This window comes from Streptosporangium sp. NPDC002544 (assembly GCF_040295965.1).
Taxonomy (GTDB): domain Bacteria; phylum Actinomycetota; class Actinomycetes; order Streptosporangiales; family Streptosporangiaceae; genus Streptosporangium.
Genome location: NZ_JBEOWJ010000020.1, coordinates 132030 through 152030, shown reverse-complemented (window position 1 = coordinate 152030; position 20001 = coordinate 132030). Strand labels below are relative to the sequence as shown.

The following is a 20001-nucleotide window of genomic DNA, read 5'->3' as shown; positions in this document are numbered from 1 at the left end:
CGGCGTCGTGGGAACGCTCCCACGGAGGAGGCTAGAGATCTCTCGCCGAATTCGTCAAGGTTACAGCGTTGTTTTCGAGCGCCATGAACCGAAACAAATCACCTTTTAGACCCTTTTTGCAGATGAATACCCCTATTCTTCATTTCTTGAATATCTGTCATCCGCACAGTCATTGACTCTCATTCGTGCGCCTCCTACGCTCCGGATGGGAGCGCTCCCATGCCGCCTCCGCCCCAGTGGCCGAGCGTGTTCCCAAAGATCGTTCGATGCCAGGAGCGCACACGTGGTCGTCACCGCCCCAATCCCCCCGTGCCTGCGGCAGCCGCCGTCCCCACCGCCGCGAAAGGACCTGGAACTCCTCCTGCTCATCCGGCACTTCGAGCTGACCCTGCTCAGGCTCTTCGAGGCGGGTGAGCTGAGCGGGACCACCCACACCTGCCTGGGCCAGGAGTACATCCCGGTCGCGCTCTCGCCGCTGCTCCGCGATGACGACTTCGTCCTCAGCAACCACCGCGGCCACGGACACTTCCTGGCCAGGTACGCCGAGCCGCACGGACTGCTCGCCGAGATCATGGGTCGCGAGGGCGCGCTCTGCGCCGGGGTCGGCGGCAGCCAGCACGTCTACCACCGCCGCTTCCTGTCCACCGGCGTCCAGGGCGAGAGCCTGCCCGTCGCGGTCGGCGTGGCCCTGAAGCTCAACGAGACGGGCGCGCTCACCTGCGCCTACGTCGGTGACGGAAGCTGGGGCGAGGGGGCGGTCTACGAGGCGCTCAACATCGCGCGGCTCTGGCGGGTCCCGCTGCTGGTCGTCGTCGAGAACAACGGCATCGCCCAGTCCACCCCGACGTCGGCGCAGATGGCCGGGAGCATCGCGGCCCGCGCCGCCGCGTTCGACATCCCGCACCACCGGGTGACCTCCACCGAGGTCGGCGAGATCCGCGCCGAGCTGGCGCCCCTGCTCGGCGTGGTCCGCGGGGAGTCGCGCCCGCTGGTGGTCGAGTTCGTCACCCACCGGATCGGCCCGCACAGCAAGGGCGATGACACCCGCACCCCCGAGGAGATCGCCCTGGCCGCCGGCCACGACTGGTACGCCCGCTACGCGCGGGACTTCCCCGAGCACTTCGCCGCCCTGGACCTGGCGGCCCGCGAGCGGGTCGAGCGGATCGCCGCCGAGGTCGCCGCCCGTCCCCCGTCGGTCTGGGAGCGCCCGTGACCCGCGTCTCCGAGCACCTCAACCGGGCACTGCACGACCTGATGGAGGCCGACCCCCGCGTGCACCTGCTCGGTGAGGACGTCAGCGATCCGTACGGCGGGGCCTTCAAGGTCACCAAGGGCTTGTCCACCCGGTTCGGCCACCGCGTCCGGTCCACCCCGCTGAGCGAGGGGGCGATCGCCGGGATCGGCGCGGGCCTGGCGCTGGCCGGGGACCGCGCGATCGTCGAGATCATGTTCGCCGACTTCGCCGCGCTCACCTTCGACCAGCTGGTGAACTTCGCCGCCAAGTCCACCTCCATGTACGGCAGGGGGGTCCCCATCCCGCTGGTCGTCCGCTGCCCGTCGGGCGGCAACCGCGGCTACGGCCCCACCCACAGCCAGAGCCCGCAGAAGCACTTCATCGGCGTGCCCGGCCTCTCGCTGTTCGAGATGACCCCCTTCCACGACGCGGGCGAGCTGTTCGCCCTGATGTTCGCCCTGGAACAGCCCTGCCTGTTCTTCGAGGACAAGGTCCTCTACACCCGGCGCATGTACGAGGGCGGTGTCGTGGACGACCTGTTCCGCTACGAGCTGACCGACGGCGTCGCCCGGGTCTTCGTGGACGGCGTGACCGAGCCCGACTGCACGCTGATCGTCCACGGCGGCATGACCCACCGGGCGCTTGACGCCATGCGCGCCCTGCTGATGGAGGAGGACGTGGCCTGCGAGCTGCTGGTTCCCGCGCGGCTCTACCCGCTGCCCACGCTCCCCGGGCTCGACCGCGCCCGGCACGTGTGCGTCGTCGAGGACGGCTCGGAGGGCGGCACCTGGGGCGCCGAGGTGGCGCGGGTGCTCCACCCCCGGCTCTGGTCCACCCTGCGCCGCCCCATCAGCCTCATCAGCGCGGCCGACAGCGTCATCCCGGCCGCCCCCCACCTGGAGCGCGAGATCCTCGTCCAGTCCGGCCGGATCCGGCACGCCGTCGCGGAGGCCCTGTCTTGACCGAGGTCCGGGTACCCAAGCTCAACAACAACGACGCCTCGTACCTGCTGGTGGAGTGGGAGGCGAAGGACGGCCAGGCCGTACGGGCCGGGGAGCCGCTCGCGGTGCTGGAGACCTCCAAGGCGGCCGAGGAGTTGACCGCCGAACGGGACGGGACGCTGCGGCACCTGCTTCAGGTGGGCGCCGAGTGCTCTCCCGGCCAGGTCATCGCCCGTCTGCTGCCCGACGGCGAGGACCCCGGAGACGATCCCGTACCCGCACCCGCCGAGACCGGCGCGGGGCAGGAGGAGATCGTCATCACCGCCCCCGCCCGGCGGGCCATGAAGGAGTACGGCATCTCCATGGACCAGGTACGGACCCTCGGCAGGAAGGTGGTCAGGCGGGCCGACCTGGTCCCGCTCCCCACCTCGCGGGCCAGAACGGGCGGCGCGGTGAGCGTCACCCTTCCCCCGGTCGAACCGATGAGGGGTACCGCCCCGCTCATCCCGCCGGACCAGGACGACTCACAGCTGATCGAGCCGTCCAGGGCACAGCGGCGTACCGCCGAGGTGGTCGAGCGGTCGCACCGGGAGATCCCCGCCTCCTTCACGGTCATGCGGGTGGACGTGACGGACGCGCTGCCGTTCGCCCGGGCGGAGACGAAGCGGCTACGTGCTCTCATCGGCCTGCCCGAGCTGCTCGTCCAGGCGACCGGGCGGCTGCTCGACCGCTTCCCCCTCTTCTTCGCCACACCCGTCGACGGCCGCCGCGCCCGCCGCGCCACGACGGCGGAGGTGGGGGTGACCGTCGACCTCGGAGGCGGCATGTACGTACCGGTGGTGCGCGACGCGGGCCGGCGCCCGCTCGACGAGATCGCCCGCGACCTGGCAGGCTTCCGTAAGACCGCGCTGAGCGGGACCTTCAGGGAACGCGACCTGGTGGGCGGCAACATCATGCTCACCCTGCACACCGACACCTCGGTGATCACCGCGATCCCGATCGTCTTCCCCGGCCAGATCTGCGCGCTCTCCCTCGGCGCCCCGCGCCCCGAGGTGGTGGAGACCCGCGAGGGCGCCTTCGTCACCAGAAAGGTGATCTCCCTCGGCCTCGCCTACGACCACCGCTTCGTCAACGGCCGCGAGGCGGCGGAGTTCCTCGGCGCGCTCAGGGCCGCCCTGGAGAAACCGGGGCTGACGCCCTAACCTGAGCAGAGCTGGGCGCTCAGGGTCTGGCAGGCCCACCGCTCCCAGCGCTCACGCGGCCAGCCGCGCTCGTGCACGAACAGCAGGTACAGCTCGGGGCTGAGCAGGCCGTACAGCAGGTCGGCGGCTTCTTCCACCGACATCTCGGCCCGCGCGCCGGGTTTGCCGACGAGCGCCCTGGCCGCTCTCTGCTGGACGACATGTCGGGGATCGACGTCGTTGGGCCATAGGGCGGCGACCTCGGGGTCGCTCGCGACCGCCGCCTCCAAAACCTTGCCGATCGGCGCGACCCGTTCCAGGACCGAGGTCGTGCCGACGACGTAGGCGCGCAGCATGTCCTGGGCGGTGCCGGCGGCCAGCGCGCCGGTGTACCACGGCCGGTCCATCGTGGCGACCGGCTCGTCGTCGCCTGCGATGGTGACGTCGACCAGCTCCTTCAGCAGGGTGCGCTTGTTGCCGAAGACGAAGTAGATCGTCTGCACCGCGACCCCGGCCTTGGCGGCGATGTCCTGCAGGTTCGTCGCACCGTAGCCGTCCTGCACGAACAGCTCCAGTGCCGCCTGCAGGATGCGCCGACGCGTCTCCTGCGCCTTTTGTGCCCGCTTGCTCATCCGCTTGACATCACTCATGGCTAGAGTCTATCTCTAGATTCGATAACTAGAAGTCAACTCTAGAGAGCAGGTCCAGTTATGCCGGTCATCACCGTCACCCGTTTCCAGGCCGACCCCGCCGACGCCGAGCAACTCCGGACCCGGCACGCCGCCCTGGTCTCCGCCACCCGGGCCGCCTTTCCCGGACTCACCGAAGCGCGCCTCGGCCGGCTCGGCGACGAGACGTGGGTGGGCATCTGGCGCTGGGATTCGGCCGCGAGCCTGCGGGCGGCCCGCCAGGCCGTACCCGGCAACGCCGAGGCCACCGCGGCCTTCTCACTGACCCGCGATGCCGCGGTGGAGGACATCGAGGTCCTGGACGAGCACTGATCCCCCGTCCCGGCCCGCGGAAGGGGCCGGGACCCCCATGAGGAGATGACATGATCGAAATCGACGCGTTGACAAAGGTGTACGGGTCGGCGCAGGTCCGAGCGGTCGACGAGGTGTCGCTGCGCATCCCCGCCGGATCGGTCTTCGGCTTCCTGGGACCCAACGGCGCCGGCAAGACCACCACCATCAAGATGCTGGCCGGGCTGCTCACCCCCACCTCGGGCCAGGCCCGGCTGGGCGGCTTCGACGTGGTCCGCCGACGTTCGGCCGCGATGGCGCAGTTCGGCGCCGTGCTGGAAGGCTCGCGCAACGTCTACTGGAGCCTGTCGGCCTGGCAGAACCTGATGTACTTCGGCCGGCTCAAAGGCTTGCGCAAGGGCCAGGTCGCCGAACGGGCGAAGGGTCTGCTGACCGATCTGGGCCTGTGGGAGCGGCGCGACGACAGGGTCGGCGGCTTCTCGCGCGGCATGCAGCAGAAGGTCGCGATCGCCGTCGCCCTGATCGCCGCCCCGCCGATCGTGCTGCTGGACGAGCCGACGCTCGGCCTCGACGTCGAGGCCACGCGCACCGTCAAGAACTGGATCACCGAGCAGGCCCGCGAGCTCGGCACCACCATCCTGATCACCACGCACCAGCTCGATGTGGCCCAGGAGCTGTGTGACCGGGTGGCCGTCATCCGCCAGGGGCGGCTCGTGGCCGACCTGCCCACGCATGAGCTGCTGGCCGGCTTCCGCGAACGCGACAGGTACGAGATCCGCGTCGAGGGAGTGGCGCCACCCGGGTTCGACGCCGTCACCCGCGACGGCGTCACCACGATCAGCGTGCGGGTGAGCGATCCGATTGAGGTGTACGACGTGGTCGAGCGCCTGCGCACGCAGGGGGTCGTCCTGGAGTCGCTGACCCAGGTGCAGCCCGATCTGGAGGATGTGTTCCTCACCCTGGTGAACGAGCCGTCCCATGCTGCTTAACGTCCTGGGCGCGGAGATCGGCAAGGGTCTGCGCGTTCAGCTGGCCCACCCGGTCGGACACGTCATCACGCTGCTGATCAGCACCATGATGTACCTCGGCCTGCAGTTCGTCCTGGGCCAGGGCGAGCTGCGCCAGGATCTGCTGCCGCAGACTCTGGTCGCGATCGGCGGCTACTGGTTCCTGCAGTACGCCGGCCTGGTGATGGTGGCCGACCTCATCGAGGAGAAACGCGCCGGCACCTTCGCCCAGGCGCAGATGACCCCGGCGCCGCCGTGGCTGCCGATGCTCGGCCGGCTGATCACCGCCTCGGTGTTCGGACTGGCGGTGGCGGCCGTCGCCTCCCTCGTCCCGATGCTGGTGGCCGGGATCTCGATCCCGCTGCGCTGGGCGGCGCTCCTGCCGGCCGTGCTCCTGGGGGTGAACGTGCTGGCTTTCACGTTCCTGCTGGCGGCCCTCGCGCTGGTCTCCCCGATGATCGGCGCCCTGCAGTCGCTGTTCACCTCGCTGATACTGCTGCTCAACGGCTCGTTCCTGCCACTGGCCCTCTATCCGGACTGGCTGGCCGTACTGGCCAGAGTCCTGCCCACCACGCTGGGCATCGAGGCGATCACCCAGACGCTGTTCGAGGGCCGGAGCCTGGCCGAGGTCTGGAACGCCGGCACACTGCCCTGGCTGCTCGCCCACACCCTCGCGCTCACCGTCGTCAGCGGCCTGCTGTTCGTCCGCAACCACCGCCGAGCGCTGCAGGAGTCGTCATGACCTTCGCCCGCGGATTCGCCGCCGAGGTCCGCAAGGGCCTGCTCAACCTCGCCGCCGGATGGCGCGAAAGCCTCATCCAGATGATCACGTTCCCGCTGTTCTACCTGCTCATCGTGCTGTTCATGGGGCGTGGGCAGCTACGTGCGGAACTGCTGCTGCCGGTGCTGGTCGGCATGGTGGCGCTGACCTTCATCCATGAGCAGGTCAACCGGGTGTTCTGGAGCTATCTGGGCGACATCCAGTCCGGTGTTCTGGAACAGACCTACCTGACCCCGCTGCCCTCGGCCGCGAGCGTCCTCGGCCGTCAGGTGGCCGCCGTGATCTCGGCCTTGCCCACCGCGCTGGCCGTGCTGGCCACCGGCGTCGTCGCCATCACCACTCAGGGCGGGCGGCTGCCCTTCGACGCGCAGGTGATCGTGCCGCTGGCCGCCATCGTGCTGGGTACCTGCGGGCTGGCTCTCATCTTGTGCGGGCTGACCCTGGTGTTCAAACGCATCGAGATCATCACCCAGCTGTCCGTGGCCGTCTACGCCATCGTGGGCGGCACGCTGGTCCCCCTGGCCGCCATGCCGGACCCGATCGCCTTCCTCAGCCGGCTGCTGGTGCCCATCGCGCCCGGCATCGAGGCGATGCGCGACATCCTGCTCGGCGGCCACTCCCTGGCCACCCTCCCAACCGGCTGGGGCCTCACGTGGCTGCTGGCCCAGCCGCTGCTCATCACCACCGCCGGGGTGGTCCTGTTCAACCGGCTCGAACACCTCGCCCGGCACCGCGGCACCCTCGGCCGCTACTAGGCCAAGAACCTGACAGAAAGAGAGCAACTGACGTGAACGTGTTCCTGTGGATTCTGCAGGCCCTCCTGGCCGCCGTCTTCGGCCTGGCCGGGGTCATGCATGCCGGCCGGCCCAGGGAGAAACTGCGCCCCATGCTGCCCTGGGTGGAGGACTTCACCCCCACCCAGATCCGCCTGATCGGCATGGTCGAGCTTCTCGGCGCCCTCGGCCTGCTCCTGCCCGCCGTCACCGGCATCGCCCCGATCCTCACCCCGCTGGCCGCCACCGGCCTGGCCATCACCATGCTCGGCGCCGCAGCCACCCACGCCCGCCGCAAAGAGCCGTCGGCCATCGCCGTCAACGTGGTACTGCTCGCGCTGGCCGCTGTCATCGCCTGGGGCCGCTTCGGCCCTCACTCCTTCTGACCCTCCGTCCCGCTCGAGGTCGTGAACGCCTCGAGCAGGACGTCAGCGCAGGTGGGGGGCGCCGTCGACCTGGACGCACCGGCAGGCTCGCCCGTCCTGGATGTCAAGCCGTACCTGGTCGAGTTCGCCCCCCGCCCCCCGGTCACCCAGCTGACTCATGAGCCACCATCACTTTGGAAATTTCCTCATTGCTACCGGACCCCCGGGAAACGGCGACGTCCGACGCCCCGGTCGCCCCTGCCGCCGGGCGCGATTCCCCAGCGCGAGGTGAAGGTGGGAACATGTCGAGGTCATGAAGCACCCAACGGAAGGCCATGATCGGTGAGGCGGCTACTCACGGTCCTGTTGCTCGCGTGCGCCGCGCTGCTCGGCGCGGTCACCCCGGCGCAGGCCCACAACGTGCTGATCGACAGCGACCCCAGGGACGGTGCCGAGCTGGCCACCGGACCCGAGACGATCACGCTCACCTTCGACCAGCCTGTCCGGCAGGGCTTCGCGCAGATCAGCGTGACCGGTCCCGACGGCACGCGGTGGGAGGACGGCAAGACGGCGGTCGACAGGGCGAAGGCCAGCGTCCGGGTGAAGGCCCTCGGCCCCGCCGGGGAGTACGTGGTGGGCTACCGGATCCTCTCCGCCGACGGCCACCCGGTCTCCAGCAAGATCACCTTCACCCTGACGGCACCCGGCCCGGCCTCCTCGGAGCAGGCCGGCACCGAACAGGCGCCTGCGGACCCGGCACCCACGGACCCGGCACCGACGGCCCCGGCCGCCGCGGCCCAGGGCCCCGATCTGGGCGCCCAGGCCGCCGAGGCCGCGCAGAACGGCGGGGCCGGGATGGCGGTGCTGTGGATCGCCGCCTCCATCGTCCTGCTCGGCGGGGCCACCGTCGTGGCGATGCGCCGTACGAAGGAGGGGGGCGCGAGATGACCGTGACCACCGAGCGGGTCCCCGAGGCCGGCACCGCCAGGAGGCTGGTGGCCGGCGGGTTCGTGTCGGGGGCCGTGCTGGCGGTGCTGGCCGCGACCGCGTTCACCGCGCAGGAGGCGGTGCCGGGAATCGTCATCCCCGGGCCGCTGGTGGAGTACGGCCTGCCGGTGCTGCGGGTGCTGCTGGACCTGGCGACGGTGGCGGTGGTCGGGCTGAGCCTGCTGCCGAAGATGCTCGGGTTCGACGACCCCGAACGGACCGAACCGGTGATGCGCCGGGCGCGGCCGATGGCCGTGACCTTCGCCTGGGCGTGGGCGCTGCTGGCACTGGTCATCATCGTCTTCCAGACGGCCGAGCTGAACCCCGGGCTGATCCCCACTCCGTCGATGATCGCCGAGTACGTCGACGGCGTCGGCGCCGGGCAGGGCATGCTCTTCACCGCCGCCTGCGCGCTCTCCTACGCCGGGATCGGGCTGCTGGCCGTGCGGTACGGCGAGAAGGTCCCCGCCGAGCTGCGGATCGTGATCGCCTTCTTCGGGCTGCTACCGATCCCGGTCACCGGCCACGCCGTCGACTCGGTCTGGCACGACCCCATCATGATCTCAATGGAGCTGCACGTGATGGGCGCGGCGGCCTGGACCGGCGGCCTGCTCACGATCATCCTGCTGGTCGCCGCGGACCGGGAGCTGCTGGCGCGGGTGCTGCCGAAGTTCTCCAGGCTGGCCACCCTGGCGCTGGTCCTGGTCAGCGTCTCCGGGCTGGTGAACGGGCTCGCCACGATGGCCCTCACCCCCGGGGTGGAGCTGCCGGGGGCGCTGCTGAGCGGTGAGTACGGCCCGCTGGTGGTGGCCAAGGTCGTCTGCGTGGCGCTGCTGATCCCGTTCGCCGCCCACATCCGCTTCCGCCTGCTGCCGCACATCGCGGAGCGGCGGGCGACGGCGGTCGTCGCGTGGGCGGCGGCCGAGATCACCGTGATGGGGCTCGCCTACGGGGTGGCGGTGGCGCTGACCACGGCCTCCCTGTCCTGAGCTCGGAGCGTGTAGCGGCCGCACGCCCATTCGGCCGCCAGCCACAGGACGGCCAGCCCCGCCCCCCCGATCAGCATGGTCGCGGGGGGCACCAGCGGGGGCGCCATGAGCATCTCGTGCTGGAGGCGGAGCGCCTGGTCGACGATGAAGGTGACGCCGAGCGCGCCGACCAGCGCCCTGACCACGGGCATCCTGATCAGGAACGCCAGGTCGACGGCGAGCGCCCCGGCGATCAGGAAGATCGGCACCGCCGAGTGCGGGAAGTCGGCGACCGCGAGCAGGGGCCAGATCAGGGCGCGGAAGGCCACGTAGGCGCCGACCACCGCGGTGGCGGAGAACATCCGGCCGATCATCGCCCGGGCGAAGACGGCCACCAGCATGGCGGCGATCACGGCGTAGAGCGGGTAGAGCTGGTCGGGCACGGGCAGCGTGAAGTGGAGCGCCACCGCCCTGTCGTCCACCGGCAGGCCGATCTGGTCGGCGGCGAACCTGATCAGGATCGGTTCCGCGTCCGGCTCGCCCCTGTCCCAGGCGGCGAGGCCGTAGACCCCGTACTCCTGGTGCTGTTCCGGGAACCAGACGTTCTCGAAGAGGAAGACGAAGAGCCCGCCGAGGACCAGCGTGCGCGTCCGGCCGGGAACCGCCCGGATGAACCAGCCCCAGAGGACGCCGCAGACCATGAAGAGCGTGCCGATGTAGAGCATCAGGTGGGACGGGCTCCACGAGGTGATGTCGAGCCCGTTGACCCGGTGGTTGATCAGGTCGAGCGGTACCGCGATCAGGAAGACCGCCGTACCCCAGGTGATGAGGCGCTGCGCGAGCTTGTCGACGCCGTAACCGGTGTAGATGTGGATGATGGTGAGCGCGAGGGCGATGGCGGTGCCGACACTGTTGAGCAGGTGCGGCGGGGCCAGGTCGTCACGGAGCCATTTGAAGTGCCAGGAGACGTCCCAGGACGCCCCGAGCACCTTGAAGGAGAAAGCCACCAGCCACCCGAAGTAGAGGAGCCTGAACAGGTCCTCCGGGGTCTCCCTGCCGGCCTTTCCTCGCGTCCAATACGGCAGAGCCCACTCGATGACCGGAGTGGCTCTTCTTCGGAGGCTTTCTACTGGCTTCACGTGTCGAAATGATGCCGCCCTCCACCTCAGTCCGCAATCAGGGACATCCCCGAGCCATCGGGGCGACCGTCACCCTTCCGGCACAGGTGATCATCCTTGCTCGGATGACCGGCGGGGACGCTCCTGAGAGTCGTCTCAGGAGCATTTCAGCTTGGATCAGTAAGCTCACGCCGTGACATCCCTCCCTCTTTCGAAGGGAGGGGATTCCCACGCTCAAGGAGAACTGGTGAAACGTGGGGCAAGGTCGGCCACCTGGATCGCGGTGGTCACCGTGCTGGCCGTCGGCGTCGTGGCCTGGCTGGTCTGGCCGTCCGCACCGGACGTACGGGCCCAGGAGCAGATGATCACAGTGCTCGACGGGCCGGGCGACGACCAGCGGGTCACCCTGGACGCGAGTTTCTTCCCTCCCGCCGGAGGCGGCAGGGCTCCGGCGGTGCTGCTCGCGCACGGCTTCGGCGGCAGCAAGCAGAGCGTCAGGGACGCCGCGGTGCGGCTGGCCCAGGACGGTTACGCCGTGCTGACCTGGTCGGCGCGGGGCTTCGGCCGCTCCTCGGGGCAGATCGCGCTGAACTCCCCCGACTACGAGGTCAAGGACGTGCGCCAGCTGGTCGACTGGGTCGCGAAGCGGCCCGAGGTCCGGCTCGACGCGGCGGGCGACCCGCGGGTGGGCATCGCGGGCGGCTCGTACGGCGGGGCCATCGCGCTGATGGCCGCCGCCCACGACCCCAGGATCGACGCGATCGTCCCGCAGATCACCTGGTACGACCTGGCCGACGCGCTGTTCCCCGACGCCACCGGGCAGGGGCCCCAGAACGGGGTGTTCAAGCGCATGTGGGCCGGGCTCTTCTTCAGCAGGGGTGGCCCCGCACCGGCCGCCCTCGGCCCCGGCCGGGGGGACGACGAAGGCGAGGAGCGGCCGCTCACCGCCGAGGAGGTGCGCTGCGGCCGGTTCCTGCCGGAGATCTGTGACATGTACCAGCAGGTGGCCCAGAGCGGCCGGGCGACGGCGAGCGCGGTGGAGACGCTGCGCAGGTCGAGCCCGATCTCGGTGCCCGGGAAGATCAGGATTCCGACACTGCTGCTGCAGGGACAGCGCGACTCGCTGTTCCCGCTGGGCCACGCGGACGCCAACGCCAAGGCCATCGCCGCCACCGGCGCCCCGGTACAGGTCGCCTGGTTCGACGGCGGCCACGACGGTGGCGACGGCGAGGTCGACTGGCTGCACGAAAGGACGCTCGGCTGGTTCGACCGCTACCTGAAGGAGGCCGGCGACGCGGCTCAGGCCGGCGGCGCCTTCACGGTCACCCGCAACGGCGGCCGCGACCCCGGTACCCGCCAACCGATCCAGCTGCACGCCACGGCCGACCGCTACCCCGGGCTGTCGGGCAGCGGCCAGACCTCCGTACCGCTCAGCGGCCCCGACCAGTCGGTGGCCACCCCGCCCGGCGGCTCTCCCTCCTCGATCTCCGCGGTGCCCGGCTTCGGCAGCCTCGGCGGTGGCTCAGGCGTGAACCTGTCCATCGACATGACGGGGCAGAGCGCCGTCTTCGACTCCGCCCCGCTGACCGCCCCGCTCCAGGTCACCGGCAGCTCGACGGTACGGGTCCGGGTGACCTCGGAACCCGCGCCCGACGCGCGGACCGGGAGCGACGGGGCGAAGAGCCCGGCGGGCGAGGTCACCCTGTTCGCCAAGCTCTACGACGTCGCGGGCGCGACCCAGGCGCCGATCCTGCCCGAGGGGCTCGTCGCCCCGCTCAGGATCGCGATCGGTGCGGACGGCTCGGGCGAGGCCACGGTGACCCTGCCCGCCATCGACCACAGATTCGACGTCGGGCACCGGCTGCGGGTCGCGTTCACCACCACCGACCTGGCCTACAGCACCCCGGCGGCCCCGGCCGTCCACAAGGTCGCCCTGGCCTCGCCGGCCGTGACCGTCCCCACCCACGCCACCCTGCGCACCCCGCAGACCGGCCCCGCCTGGTGGATCTGGGCGCTGCCGCTGGCATCCCTCGTCGTCGCGGCCGTCCTGTTGCTCGCCGGGCGCCGCCGCACCGTCGACGAGCACGATCCCGAACTGGACTCCGTACCGCTGCGGATCAGTGGGCTGACCAAGGCGTACCGGAACGGCGAGCGCGCGGTGGACGACCTGTCGTTCACCGTGGAGCACGGCCAGGTGCTCGGCCTGCTCGGCCCCAACGGGGCGGGCAAGACCACCACCCTGCGCATGCTGATGGGCCTGATCCGGCCCGACGGCGGCGAGATCCGGATCTTCGGTCACCGGGTCGTGCCCGGCGCCCCGGTCCTGTCCAGGCTCGGCTCGTTCGTCGAGGGCCCGGGTTTCCTGCCGCATCTCAACGGCCACGAGAACCTGGAGCTGTACTGGAAGGCGACCGGGCGGCCCGCCGAGGACGCCAGGTTCGCCGAGGCCCTGGAGATCGCCGGGCTCGGCAAGGCCCTGGACCGCGCCGTCCGCACCTACTCCCAGGGCATGCGCCAGCGCCTGGCCATCGCCCAGGCCATGCTCGGCCTGCCCGACCTGCTGGTACTGGACGAGCCCACCAACGGGCTCGACCCGCCCCAGATCCGCGAGATGCGCGAGGTCCTGATCCGCTACGCGGAGGGAGGCCGCACCGTCATCGTCTCCAGCCACCTGCTGTCGGAGGTCGAGCAGACCTGCAGCCACGCGGTGGTCATGCACCGCGGGCGCCTGGTCACCGCCGGGACCGTGAGCGAGCTGCTGGCCAGCCACACCCCGGTCAACGGCTCGGGCACCCGCCTGGAGGACGTCTTCCTGGACCTGATCGGAAACAAGGCATGAGCGACTCCAACGCCGCCCTCACCACCCCGACCGGCTCGGCGCGCGGGTACGCGCCGGGGCGCACGTTGCCGCTCGCCGTGGAGATCGTCCGGCAGTTCAAGCGGCGCCGCACGCTGGTCGTGTTCGGCCTGCTGCTCGCGCTGCCATGGATCCTGGTGATCTCCTTCAAGTTCGGCGCCGGGCCCGGGCAGTCAGGCGCCACCGGGCTGCGCGTCGTCGACCTGGCCACCCAGGGCGGGCTGAACTTCGCGGCGTTCGCCCTGTTGACGTCGGCGAACTTCCTGCTGGCCGTCGCGGTGGCGCTGTTCTGCGGCGACAGCGTGGCCAGCGAGGCCAGCTGGTCGTCGCTGCGCTACCTGCTGGCCGCCCCGATCCCGCGCGACCGGCTGCTGCGGCAGAAGCTGATCGTCGCGATGGGCTACTCGGCGGCGGCGGTGATCTGCCTGCCGGTGATGGCGTTGCTGGCCGGCACCCTCGCCTTCGGCTGGAACGACGTCCGGGTGCCGCAGACCGGCGAGACGATCGCCGCGCTGGACGTGCTGCCCCGGTTCGGGGTGGTGGTCGGCTATGTCCTGGTCAGCCAGTTCGTGGTCGCGGCCCTGGCCTTCCTGCTCTCGGTCAGCACCGACTCCCCGCTGGGCGCGGTCGGCGGGGCGGTCGGCCTGGTGATCGTCAGTAACATCCTGCAGGCGGTCGAGGCGCTCGGCTCGCTCAGGGAGTTCCTGCCGACGTTCTGGAGCAACGCGTGGCTGGACGCCCTGGCGGCCCAGCCCTCGTACGAGGGCATGCTCAAGGGGGTGGCCGTCTCGGTCACCTACTCGGTGATCATGATCGCGTTCGCCTTCCGCCGCTTCCGCGTCAAGGACGTGGTCTCCTAGCCCCAGTGCGGGGGGCGCTCCTCGATCAGGCGGGCGTCGTCGTCGGCCTCGCGCCACTCGCTCCAGCCGACGTCGGTGTCGTCGGCGGTCTGGTCGGGCAGGACCGGCAGGCCGTCGTCGGCGAGGTCGACGGGACGCAGGTCATCGGGACGCAGGTCATCGGGTTCGAGCACTGTCACGTGCCCATGCTAGCCATCCGCCCGGCCTGTCTTCTCGCTCCGCGAAGAAGACAGGCCGGGCCTGTCTCTTCGCGGAGAAGGCTGGCGGGGCTTGGCCACGCCTGGGACAGGTGAAAGCCCAGCGGGTACGATGCGAGGGCAGGTTTCCGCAACCCCCGTGAGGCGCCATGACAACGCCAGCAGGATGGCGGCGAGACGGCAATCTCCCCAACGAGCTGACCAGCTTCGTGGGGCGCACCAGGTTGCTCACCACGCTCAGGCAGCGGTTGAGCGAGCACCGTCTGGTCACGGTGACCGGCATCGGAGGGGTCGGCAAGTCACGCACCGCCCTGCGGATCGCGCATCTGATGCGCAGCCAGTTCAAGGACGGCGTCTGGTTCGCCGACCTGGCCCGCCTCCAGGACTCGGGGATGGTGCGCCACACGATCACCTCGGCCCTCGGGATCGCCGACCAGTCCGCCCGCTCGGCGGACGAGACGCTGATCGAGTGGCTGGGCGACCGCGAGATCCTCCTGATCATCGACACCTGCGAGCACCTGGTCGACGCGTGCGCCGCGCTCTTCGAGGACCTGCTCCGCAGCGCCAAGGGCCTGACCATCCTGGCGACCAGCCGCCAGTCGCTGAACGCCAAGGGCGAGCACACGGTCACCATCCCGCCGCTGACCGTCCCCGGCGACTCCCCGGGCGAGGACGTCTTCACCAACGAGGCGGTTCAGCTCTTCGTCGCGCGGGCCGGTGCGGTGGTGCCCAACTTCATGCTGGACGAGGGCAACATCGGCCCGGTGGCCGAGCTCTGCCGCCGTCTCGACGGCATCCCGCTCGCCATCGAGCTGGCCGCGGTCCGGATGCGCGCGCTCTCCGTGGAGCAGATCCTCGGCCTGCTGGCCGACCGGTTCAGCCTGCTCGCGGGGGCCAGCCGCACCGCGCTGCCCAGGCACCAGACGCTGCGGGCCGCGATCGGCTGGAGCCACGAGCTGTGCGAGCCGGCCGAGCGGCTCCTGTGGGCACGGCTGTCGGTCTTCGCGGGAGACTTCGAGCTCGATGCCGCCCGCTACGTCTGCTCAGGGGACAGTCTCCCCTCAGAGGACATCATGGACCTCATCTCCAGCCTGGTGGAGAAGTCGATCCTGCTGAGCGACGGCACGCCGTCCGGGCACCGCTACCAGCTGATCGACACCCTGCGGCAGTACGGCGAGGAGTGGCTGGACAAGCTCGGTGAGCGCGACCGGATCAGGGAGAAGCACCGCGACTACTACCTGCAGCTGGCCTCAAGGAGCGAGGACGCCTGGTCGGGCGCCCGCCAGGTCTACTGGTACGTCAGGATGCGCCACGAGCACGACAACATCCGCGTCGCGCTCGACTACTGCCTGCGCACTCCCGGCGAGGTGCAGTCCGGGCTGAAGCTGCTGTCCTCCCTGTGGTTCATGTGGGTCGCCTGCGGGCTGGCCCGCGAGGGCAGGCTCTATCTGGAGAAGACCCTGGAGCTGGCTCGCCAGCCGAGCGCCGAGCGGTGCAAGGCGCTCTGGGTGCTGTCCTACATCAACAGCGCGCAGGGCAACATCAGCGGTGCCATCGAGGCCGCGGAGCAGTGCAGCTCGGACGCCGTCAGGGTCGGCGACTCGGGCGCGGTCATCCTGGCCACCAAGATGCTCGGCACCGCCGCCTTCCTCCAGAACGACCTGCAGAAGGCGAGCGCGCTGCTGGGCGTGGCGATCGAGTTCCACAAGAGCGGGCGGGAGCTCAACCCGGGTCTGCTCCCCTCGATCGTCGAGCTGTCCATGGTGCTGCTCATCCAGAACGAGCCGGCCGAGGCCGAGGTGCTGCTGCGCGACTGCATCGCGGTCTGCACCCAGCGCGGCGAGCTGTGGCTGCGCTCGTACGCCATCTACGCGCTCGCCAGCGTGTGCCAGGCGATGGGCCGTTCGCCCGAGGCCACGTCGAACGCCCGTGAGGCGCTCCGCCTCAAACGCTACTTCCACGACGTGCTCGGCATCGGCCTGGCGATCGAGGTGGTCGCCAGGCAGGCGCTGGAGGACGGCCAGCCGGTGCTCGCCTCCCTGCTGATGGGCGGCGGTCAGGCCAACTGGCGGACCTTCGGGATGCCGCAGATGGGCTCCCCGTTCTTCAACTCCGAGCACGACCGCTGCGTCAAGGAGTGCCGGCGCGTCCTCGGCGACGAGGCACACGAGAAGGCCTTCTCCCAGGGCAGGAAGCTGAACCTGGAGGAGCTGATCGTCCTCGCGCTCGGAGACCACGAGGACGGTCAGGTGCTCTCCGGGTGAGTCACCCGGCGGACTCTCCCCCCTGCTGCCAGGCCGTCGTGTAGCGGGAGCTGGTCAGCGAGTAGTCGACGCTGCCGCTGATCCAGAACTCCAGGCCGCGCACGTAGGCGAGCACCGCCTCGGAGCCGAGCGCCTCAAGGGAGGGGCGCAGCGCCACCATGTCGGCGATGGCCTGGTTGCGCATGGCGCCGATCGCCTCCATCGCCTGCTGCCGGGAGTAGCCCCGGTGCCTGGCGAGCACGCTCACCAGGTTGTTGCGGGAGTTGACGCCCTCGCTCTCCTTGGCGTAGGAGATGAGGTCGTTGTCCCAGACCACGACGTCGTTGGCGCTCTCGGTGATCGCCTTGACGTCGGGGTGGCGCCACTCCTCGGGGGTGAGGGCCCGTCCGCTCGCGACGTCGATGAGGGCGAAGACCGTGAGCATGGCGCCGGTGCGCCGCCGCATGAAGAGGTAGTCGTCCACCTGCGGAACCACGTCGGCCTCGCAGTTGGCGGCCTCCCACACCTGGGCGAAGAGGTAGTCCTTGGTAACGGAGCGCCAGCGGTCGAGCTGGTCGTCGTCTCCGTACCTGGCGATCCGGCCCTTGATCTCCAGGAGCGTCCTGGCGAAGACCTCGTCGACCTCCTGCCCGGCCTCCAGGTCGTCGAGGACGGTGAACAGCCGGGGCAGGGCGCGGGTTATCTCACCTGCGCCGCGGCCCGACTCGCAGAAGGCGTCGTCGAAGGCGAACAGCCACACGCACCAGTCGGTCACCAGGCGGAGCGTGTGGTGCTCGGCGTAGGGGTACGTACGGGCCCCCAGCCAGCCGTACTTCGCCCGCCGATAGCGCTCCACGGTCTCGGCATCATCCAGGATGCCGGTGTCCACCAGCCAGTCGAGGGTCTCGGCGTTGACCCTTTCGACATGGGGGCTGACCTCGCTGGGAAAGGGGCAGGGTAACGGGGGGACGCGAAGCGGTAGGCCTGACCTACGCGTAGTAGTAGTTCCCACTCCTCCAGGATGGCCGAAGGGCGATAGTTTTCCTATACATCGGTAAACACCTGGATATCGCAATTTTCAGGTTAATGCCCGGACCATTTCCGGTATTCATCCTGGCCGAACGTCCGGGCCGCGTCCGTCGCCGAGGGAGTTCCGGCATCCGGGTCGGTATCGGCCGGCAGGAGCGCCCTCTCGAAGACCGCACCCGCCGGCGGCGTCCGTCCCCGGTCGTCGGCCCTGCCCGGGTCGGCGCCCAGCGAGGCGAGTGCCCGGACCGTTTCGGCGTGGCCGTGTCAGGCGGCGAGCCTCGGCAGCGTGTCACCCTTGTCGTCGGTGAGGCCGGCTGGAACCCCGGCCTCGCCATAGGCACGGAGCGTCTCCGTCTCACCGGCTCTCGCCAGGTCGAACAGACGGGTTGCGAACCCCCCACGCTCAGGGTCAGGCTGCATGTGACCCATTGTGCCCCGATAGGGTGCCTGTGACCGCCGAGGGCATCCGGAATTCAGCGGACCCCCCGTGGGTTGAGCTGAAGAGACGATCGACGAAAGGCTGGAAAACGGTGTTCGACCCGACGGATCTCTACCGGCTCAGCGGAGACGTCCCTGAGCTGACCGATCCGGTGCTGCTCTACCACTTCGACGGGTTCGTGGACGCCGGTGGCGCCGGACGGCTCGCCATCACCCATCTGCTCGACGAGCTGGAGCACCGGGTCGTGGCGACCTTTGACGTGGACCGCCTGCTCGACTACCGCTCCCGGCGGCCCACCATGACCTTCGACAGTGACCGCTGGGTGTCCGTGGAGAGCCCCGAGATCACGCTGCGCCTCGTCCAGGACAGCACGGACACACCGTTCCTGCTGCTCAGCGGCCCCGAACCGGACCGCGAGTGGGAGCTGTTCACCTCTGCCGTCGAAACGCTGGTCACCCGGCTGGGTGTCGGCAGGCTGGTGACCTTCCACGGCATCCCGATGGCCGTCCCGCACACCCGCCCGCTGGGCGTCACCGGACACGCCAGCCGGCCCGAGCTCGTCGCCGGTCAGACCAGTGCCTTCGGCAAGGTCCAGGTGCCCGGCAGCGCGACCGCGCTGATCGAGTTCCGGCTCGGCGCCAAGGGGCACGACGCCCTCGGCTACGCCGTGCACGTTCCGCACTACCTGGCGCAGGCCGAATACCCCTCGGCCGCGGTGACCGCGCTGGAGGCGGTCACCAAGAACACCGGGCTGGTGTTCCCGCTGGACGGCCTGCGCGAGGCCGCCGGGAAGACCGACGCCGAGATCGCCGAGCAGATCGAGGCCTCCCAGGAACTGTCCACCGCCATCACCGGCCTGGAACAGCAGTACGACGCGTTCGCCGCGGGCTCCGAGCGCGAGAGCCTGATGGCCGAGTCCACGGAGATGCCGACCGGCGACGAGCTCGCCGCCCAGTTCGAGGCGTTCCTGGCCGAACGCGACGAGCATCGCGGTGACTGAGCTGCGCGTCGGCCTCGTCGGGTACGGGGTGGCGGGGGCGTTCTTCCATGCCCCGCTGATCACCGCGACCCCCGGCATGCGGCTGTCCGCGGTGGTCACCGGTGATCCCGGCCGGGCCGCCGAGGCCTCGGGGAAGTACGGCGCGCGGGTGGTCGGCGACGCCGCCGCCCTGTGGGACGGCGCCGACCCGGTCGACCTGGTCGTGATCGCCTCCCCCAACCGCACCCACGTTCCGCTGGCGGAGGCCGCCCTGAAGGCCGGCCTACCGGTCGTGGTGGACAAGCCGCTGGCCGCGACCGCCGGACAGGCGCGCGGCCTGGTGGAGCTGGCTCGTGCGAGCGGCCTGATGCTGACCGTGTTCCAGAACCGGCGCTGGGACGGCGACTTCCTGACACTCGGGCGGCTGGTCTCGGCGGGCGAGCTCGGCGAGATCACCCGGCTGGAGTCGCGCTTCGAGCGCTGGCGGCCGGTACCGAAGGGCGGCTGGCGTGAGACGGGCGGCACCGACGAGGTCGCCGGGCTGCTCTACGACCTCGGCAGCCACCTGGTCGACCAGGTTCTGCGCCTGCTCGGCCCGGTCGTCGACGTCTACGCCGAGTCGGACGTGCGGCGCCCGGGGGTGAACGCCGACGACGACACCTTCATCGCCCTCTCCCACTCGAGCGGGGCCCGTTCCCACCTGTGGGCCGGCGCGGTCGCCCCCCGGCTCGGCCCCCGCTTCCGGGTGCTCGGCTCGCGGGCGGGCTACCTGAAGTACGGGCTGGACGTGCAGGAGGAGCAGTTGCGCGCCGGTCTCACCCCCGCCTCTCCCGGCTTCGGTACGGAGCCTCCGGAGCGGTGGGGCACCCTCGGCACCGACGACGACAACCGCGTCGTCCCCACCGAACCCGGCGCCTACGCCGGGTTCTACCGGGCCGTGGCCGCCACTCTGCGCCAGGGCGCTCCACCACCGGTCGACCCCGAGGAGGTCGTCGAGGCTCTCACGGTGCTGGAGGCGGCCCGGCGCTCGGCCGCCGAGCGCCGGGTCGTCACCCTCTGACG

The 20001-nt window shown here is 70.5% G+C and carries 20 protein-coding genes; 15 read left to right on the top strand and 5 right to left on the bottom strand.

The window, feature by feature from the left end:
- The first annotated feature begins 283 nt into the window (after positions 1 to 283).
- Genes ABT061_RS28505 through ABT061_RS28495 form a run of 3 tightly spaced genes read left to right on the top strand, consistent with a single transcriptional unit; the run spans position 284 to position 3377 of the window.
- On the top strand, positions 284 to 1213 hold the full coding sequence (locus tag ABT061_RS28505) for a thiamine pyrophosphate-dependent dehydrogenase E1 component subunit alpha (protein WP_350923634.1): 930 nt from the start codon (positions 284 to 286) through the stop codon (positions 1211 to 1213).
- The gene (locus ABT061_RS28500; RefSeq protein WP_350923632.1) at positions 1210 to 2196 is read left to right on the top strand and encodes an alpha-ketoacid dehydrogenase subunit beta; all 987 of its coding nucleotides are present in this window, start codon (positions 1210 to 1212) and stop codon (positions 2194 to 2196) included. The genes ABT061_RS28505 and ABT061_RS28500 overlap by 4 nt, the downstream gene beginning before the upstream one ends.
- A complete protein-coding gene (locus ABT061_RS28495) occupies positions 2193 to 3377 on the top strand; it encodes a 2-oxo acid dehydrogenase subunit E2 (protein WP_350923630.1) in 1185 nt (394 codons plus the stop codon). Before ABT061_RS28500 ends, ABT061_RS28495 begins: the two co-directional genes overlap by 4 nt.
- Here ABT061_RS28495 and ABT061_RS28490 read toward each other — a convergent pair.
- On the bottom strand, positions 3374 to 4006 hold the full coding sequence (locus ABT061_RS28490; RefSeq protein ID WP_350923628.1) for a TetR/AcrR family transcriptional regulator: 633 nt from the start codon (positions 4004 to 4006) through the stop codon (positions 3374 to 3376). The two genes, ABT061_RS28495 and ABT061_RS28490, sit on opposite strands and share 4 nt — an antisense overlap.
- Positions 4007 to 4066: 60 nt before the next feature.
- Between ABT061_RS28490 and ABT061_RS28485 the strand changes: the two genes are divergently transcribed.
- From ABT061_RS28485 to ABT061_RS28455, 7 genes are all read left to right on the top strand, one after another.
- Entirely contained in the window at positions 4067 to 4357 is a 291-nt protein-coding gene (locus ABT061_RS28485; protein ID WP_350923626.1) for an antibiotic biosynthesis monooxygenase, read from the top strand.
- 50 nt (positions 4358 to 4407) lie between these two features.
- Entirely contained in the window at positions 4408 to 5325 is a 918-nt protein-coding gene (locus ABT061_RS28480) for an ABC transporter ATP-binding protein (RefSeq protein ID WP_350923624.1), read from the top strand.
- Positions 5315 to 6085 (top strand): ABC transporter permease, encoded by a 771-nt coding sequence (locus tag ABT061_RS28475; protein WP_350923622.1) that lies wholly within the window; start codon positions 5315 to 5317, stop codon positions 6083 to 6085. Before ABT061_RS28480 ends, ABT061_RS28475 begins: the two co-directional genes overlap by 11 nt.
- Complete coding sequence (locus ABT061_RS28470; RefSeq protein WP_350923620.1) at positions 6082 to 6879, top strand: ABC transporter permease; 798 nt, start codon at positions 6082 to 6084, stop codon at positions 6877 to 6879. Before ABT061_RS28475 ends, ABT061_RS28470 begins: the two co-directional genes overlap by 4 nt.
- A gap of 32 nt (positions 6880 to 6911) precedes the next feature.
- Positions 6912 to 7283, top strand: coding sequence for a DoxX family protein (locus tag ABT061_RS28465; protein WP_350923618.1), 372 nt, complete (start codon positions 6912 to 6914; stop codon positions 7281 to 7283).
- A gap of 321 nt (positions 7284 to 7604) precedes the next feature.
- On the top strand, positions 7605 to 8210 hold the full coding sequence (locus ABT061_RS28460) for a copper resistance CopC family protein (RefSeq protein WP_350923616.1): 606 nt from the start codon (positions 7605 to 7607) through the stop codon (positions 8208 to 8210).
- A complete protein-coding gene (locus ABT061_RS28455; RefSeq protein ID WP_350923613.1) occupies positions 8207 to 9238 on the top strand; it encodes a CopD family protein in 1032 nt (343 codons plus the stop codon). Before ABT061_RS28460 ends, ABT061_RS28455 begins: the two co-directional genes overlap by 4 nt.
- Here ABT061_RS28455 and ABT061_RS28450 read toward each other — a convergent pair.
- Positions 9196 to 10356, bottom strand: coding sequence for a hypothetical protein (locus tag ABT061_RS28450; protein ID WP_350923611.1), 1161 nt, complete (start codon positions 10354 to 10356; stop codon positions 9196 to 9198). The genes ABT061_RS28455 and ABT061_RS28450 overlap by 43 nt on opposite strands.
- 226 nt (positions 10357 to 10582) lie before the next feature.
- Here ABT061_RS28450 and ABT061_RS28445 point away from each other — a divergent pair, with 226 nt between their 5' ends.
- Together ABT061_RS28445 and ABT061_RS28440 are read left to right on the top strand one after the other, a co-directional pair.
- A complete protein-coding gene (locus ABT061_RS28445) occupies positions 10583 to 13174 on the top strand; it encodes a CocE/NonD family hydrolase (RefSeq protein WP_350923609.1) in 2592 nt (863 codons plus the stop codon).
- Complete coding sequence (locus tag ABT061_RS28440) at positions 13171 to 14052, top strand: ABC transporter permease (RefSeq protein WP_350923607.1); 882 nt, start codon at positions 13171 to 13173, stop codon at positions 14050 to 14052. The genes ABT061_RS28445 and ABT061_RS28440 overlap by 4 nt, the downstream gene beginning before the upstream one ends.
- Here ABT061_RS28440 and ABT061_RS28435 read toward each other — a convergent pair.
- Entirely contained in the window at positions 14049 to 14231 is a 183-nt protein-coding gene (locus ABT061_RS28435; protein ID WP_030918684.1) for a hypothetical protein, read from the bottom strand. The genes ABT061_RS28440 and ABT061_RS28435 overlap by 4 nt on opposite strands.
- A 167-nt stretch (positions 14232 to 14398) precedes the next feature.
- Between ABT061_RS28435 and ABT061_RS28430 the strand changes: the two genes are divergently transcribed.
- Positions 14399 to 16513, top strand: coding sequence for an ATP-binding protein (locus ABT061_RS28430; RefSeq protein ID WP_350923605.1), 2115 nt, complete (start codon positions 14399 to 14401; stop codon positions 16511 to 16513).
- Position 16514: 1 nt separating this feature from the next.
- Here the strand turns inward: ABT061_RS28430 and ABT061_RS28425 are convergent, their stop codons facing one another.
- Entirely contained in the window at positions 16515 to 17504 is a 990-nt protein-coding gene (locus ABT061_RS28425; protein ID WP_350923603.1) for a 4-epi-cubebol synthase, read from the bottom strand.
- A 281-nt stretch (positions 17505 to 17785) separates the two neighbouring features.
- A complete protein-coding gene (locus tag ABT061_RS28420) occupies positions 17786 to 17941 on the bottom strand; it encodes a hypothetical protein (RefSeq protein WP_350923600.1) in 156 nt (51 codons plus the stop codon).
- A gap of 110 nt (positions 17942 to 18051) precedes the next feature.
- On the opposite strand from ABT061_RS28420, the gene ABT061_RS28415 reads away from it, so the two are divergent.
- Both ABT061_RS28415 and ABT061_RS28410 read left to right on the top strand, forming a co-directional pair.
- Entirely contained in the window at positions 18052 to 18960 is a 909-nt protein-coding gene (locus tag ABT061_RS28415) for a proteasome assembly chaperone family protein (protein WP_350923598.1), read from the top strand.
- Positions 18953 to 19999, top strand: coding sequence for a Gfo/Idh/MocA family oxidoreductase (locus ABT061_RS28410; RefSeq protein WP_350923596.1), 1047 nt, complete (start codon positions 18953 to 18955; stop codon positions 19997 to 19999). The genes ABT061_RS28415 and ABT061_RS28410 overlap by 8 nt, the downstream gene beginning before the upstream one ends.
- Positions 20000 to 20001: the final 2 nt, after the last annotated feature.

Excerpts from the sequence above, each read along its gene's own strand:
- ABT061_RS28480 (WP_350923624.1), top strand. The coding sequence starts at position 4,408 with ATGATCGAAATCGACGCGTTGACAAAGGTGTACGGGTCGGCGCAGGTC.
- ABT061_RS28485 (WP_350923626.1), top strand. The coding sequence starts at position 4,067 with ATGCCGGTCATCACCGTCACCCGTTTCCAGGCCGACCCCGCCGACGCC.
- ABT061_RS28440 (WP_350923607.1), top strand. The coding sequence starts at position 13,171 with ATGAGCGACTCCAACGCCGCCCTCACCACCCCGACCGGCTCGGCGCGC.
- ABT061_RS28420 (WP_350923600.1), bottom strand. The coding sequence starts at position 17,941 with ATGCAGCCTGACCCTGAGCGTGGGGGGTTCGCAACCCGTCTGTTCGAC.
- ABT061_RS28475 (WP_350923622.1), top strand. The coding sequence starts at position 5,315 with ATGCTGCTTAACGTCCTGGGCGCGGAGATCGGCAAGGGTCTGCGCGTT.
- ABT061_RS28490 (WP_350923628.1), bottom strand. The coding sequence starts at position 4,006 with ATGAGTGATGTCAAGCGGATGAGCAAGCGGGCACAAAAGGCGCAGGAG.
- ABT061_RS28430 (WP_350923605.1), top strand. The coding sequence starts at position 14,399 with ATGACAACGCCAGCAGGATGGCGGCGAGACGGCAATCTCCCCAACGAG.
- ABT061_RS28470 (WP_350923620.1), top strand. The coding sequence starts at position 6,082 with ATGACCTTCGCCCGCGGATTCGCCGCCGAGGTCCGCAAGGGCCTGCTC.
- ABT061_RS28455 (WP_350923613.1), top strand. The coding sequence starts at position 8,207 with ATGACCGTGACCACCGAGCGGGTCCCCGAGGCCGGCACCGCCAGGAGG.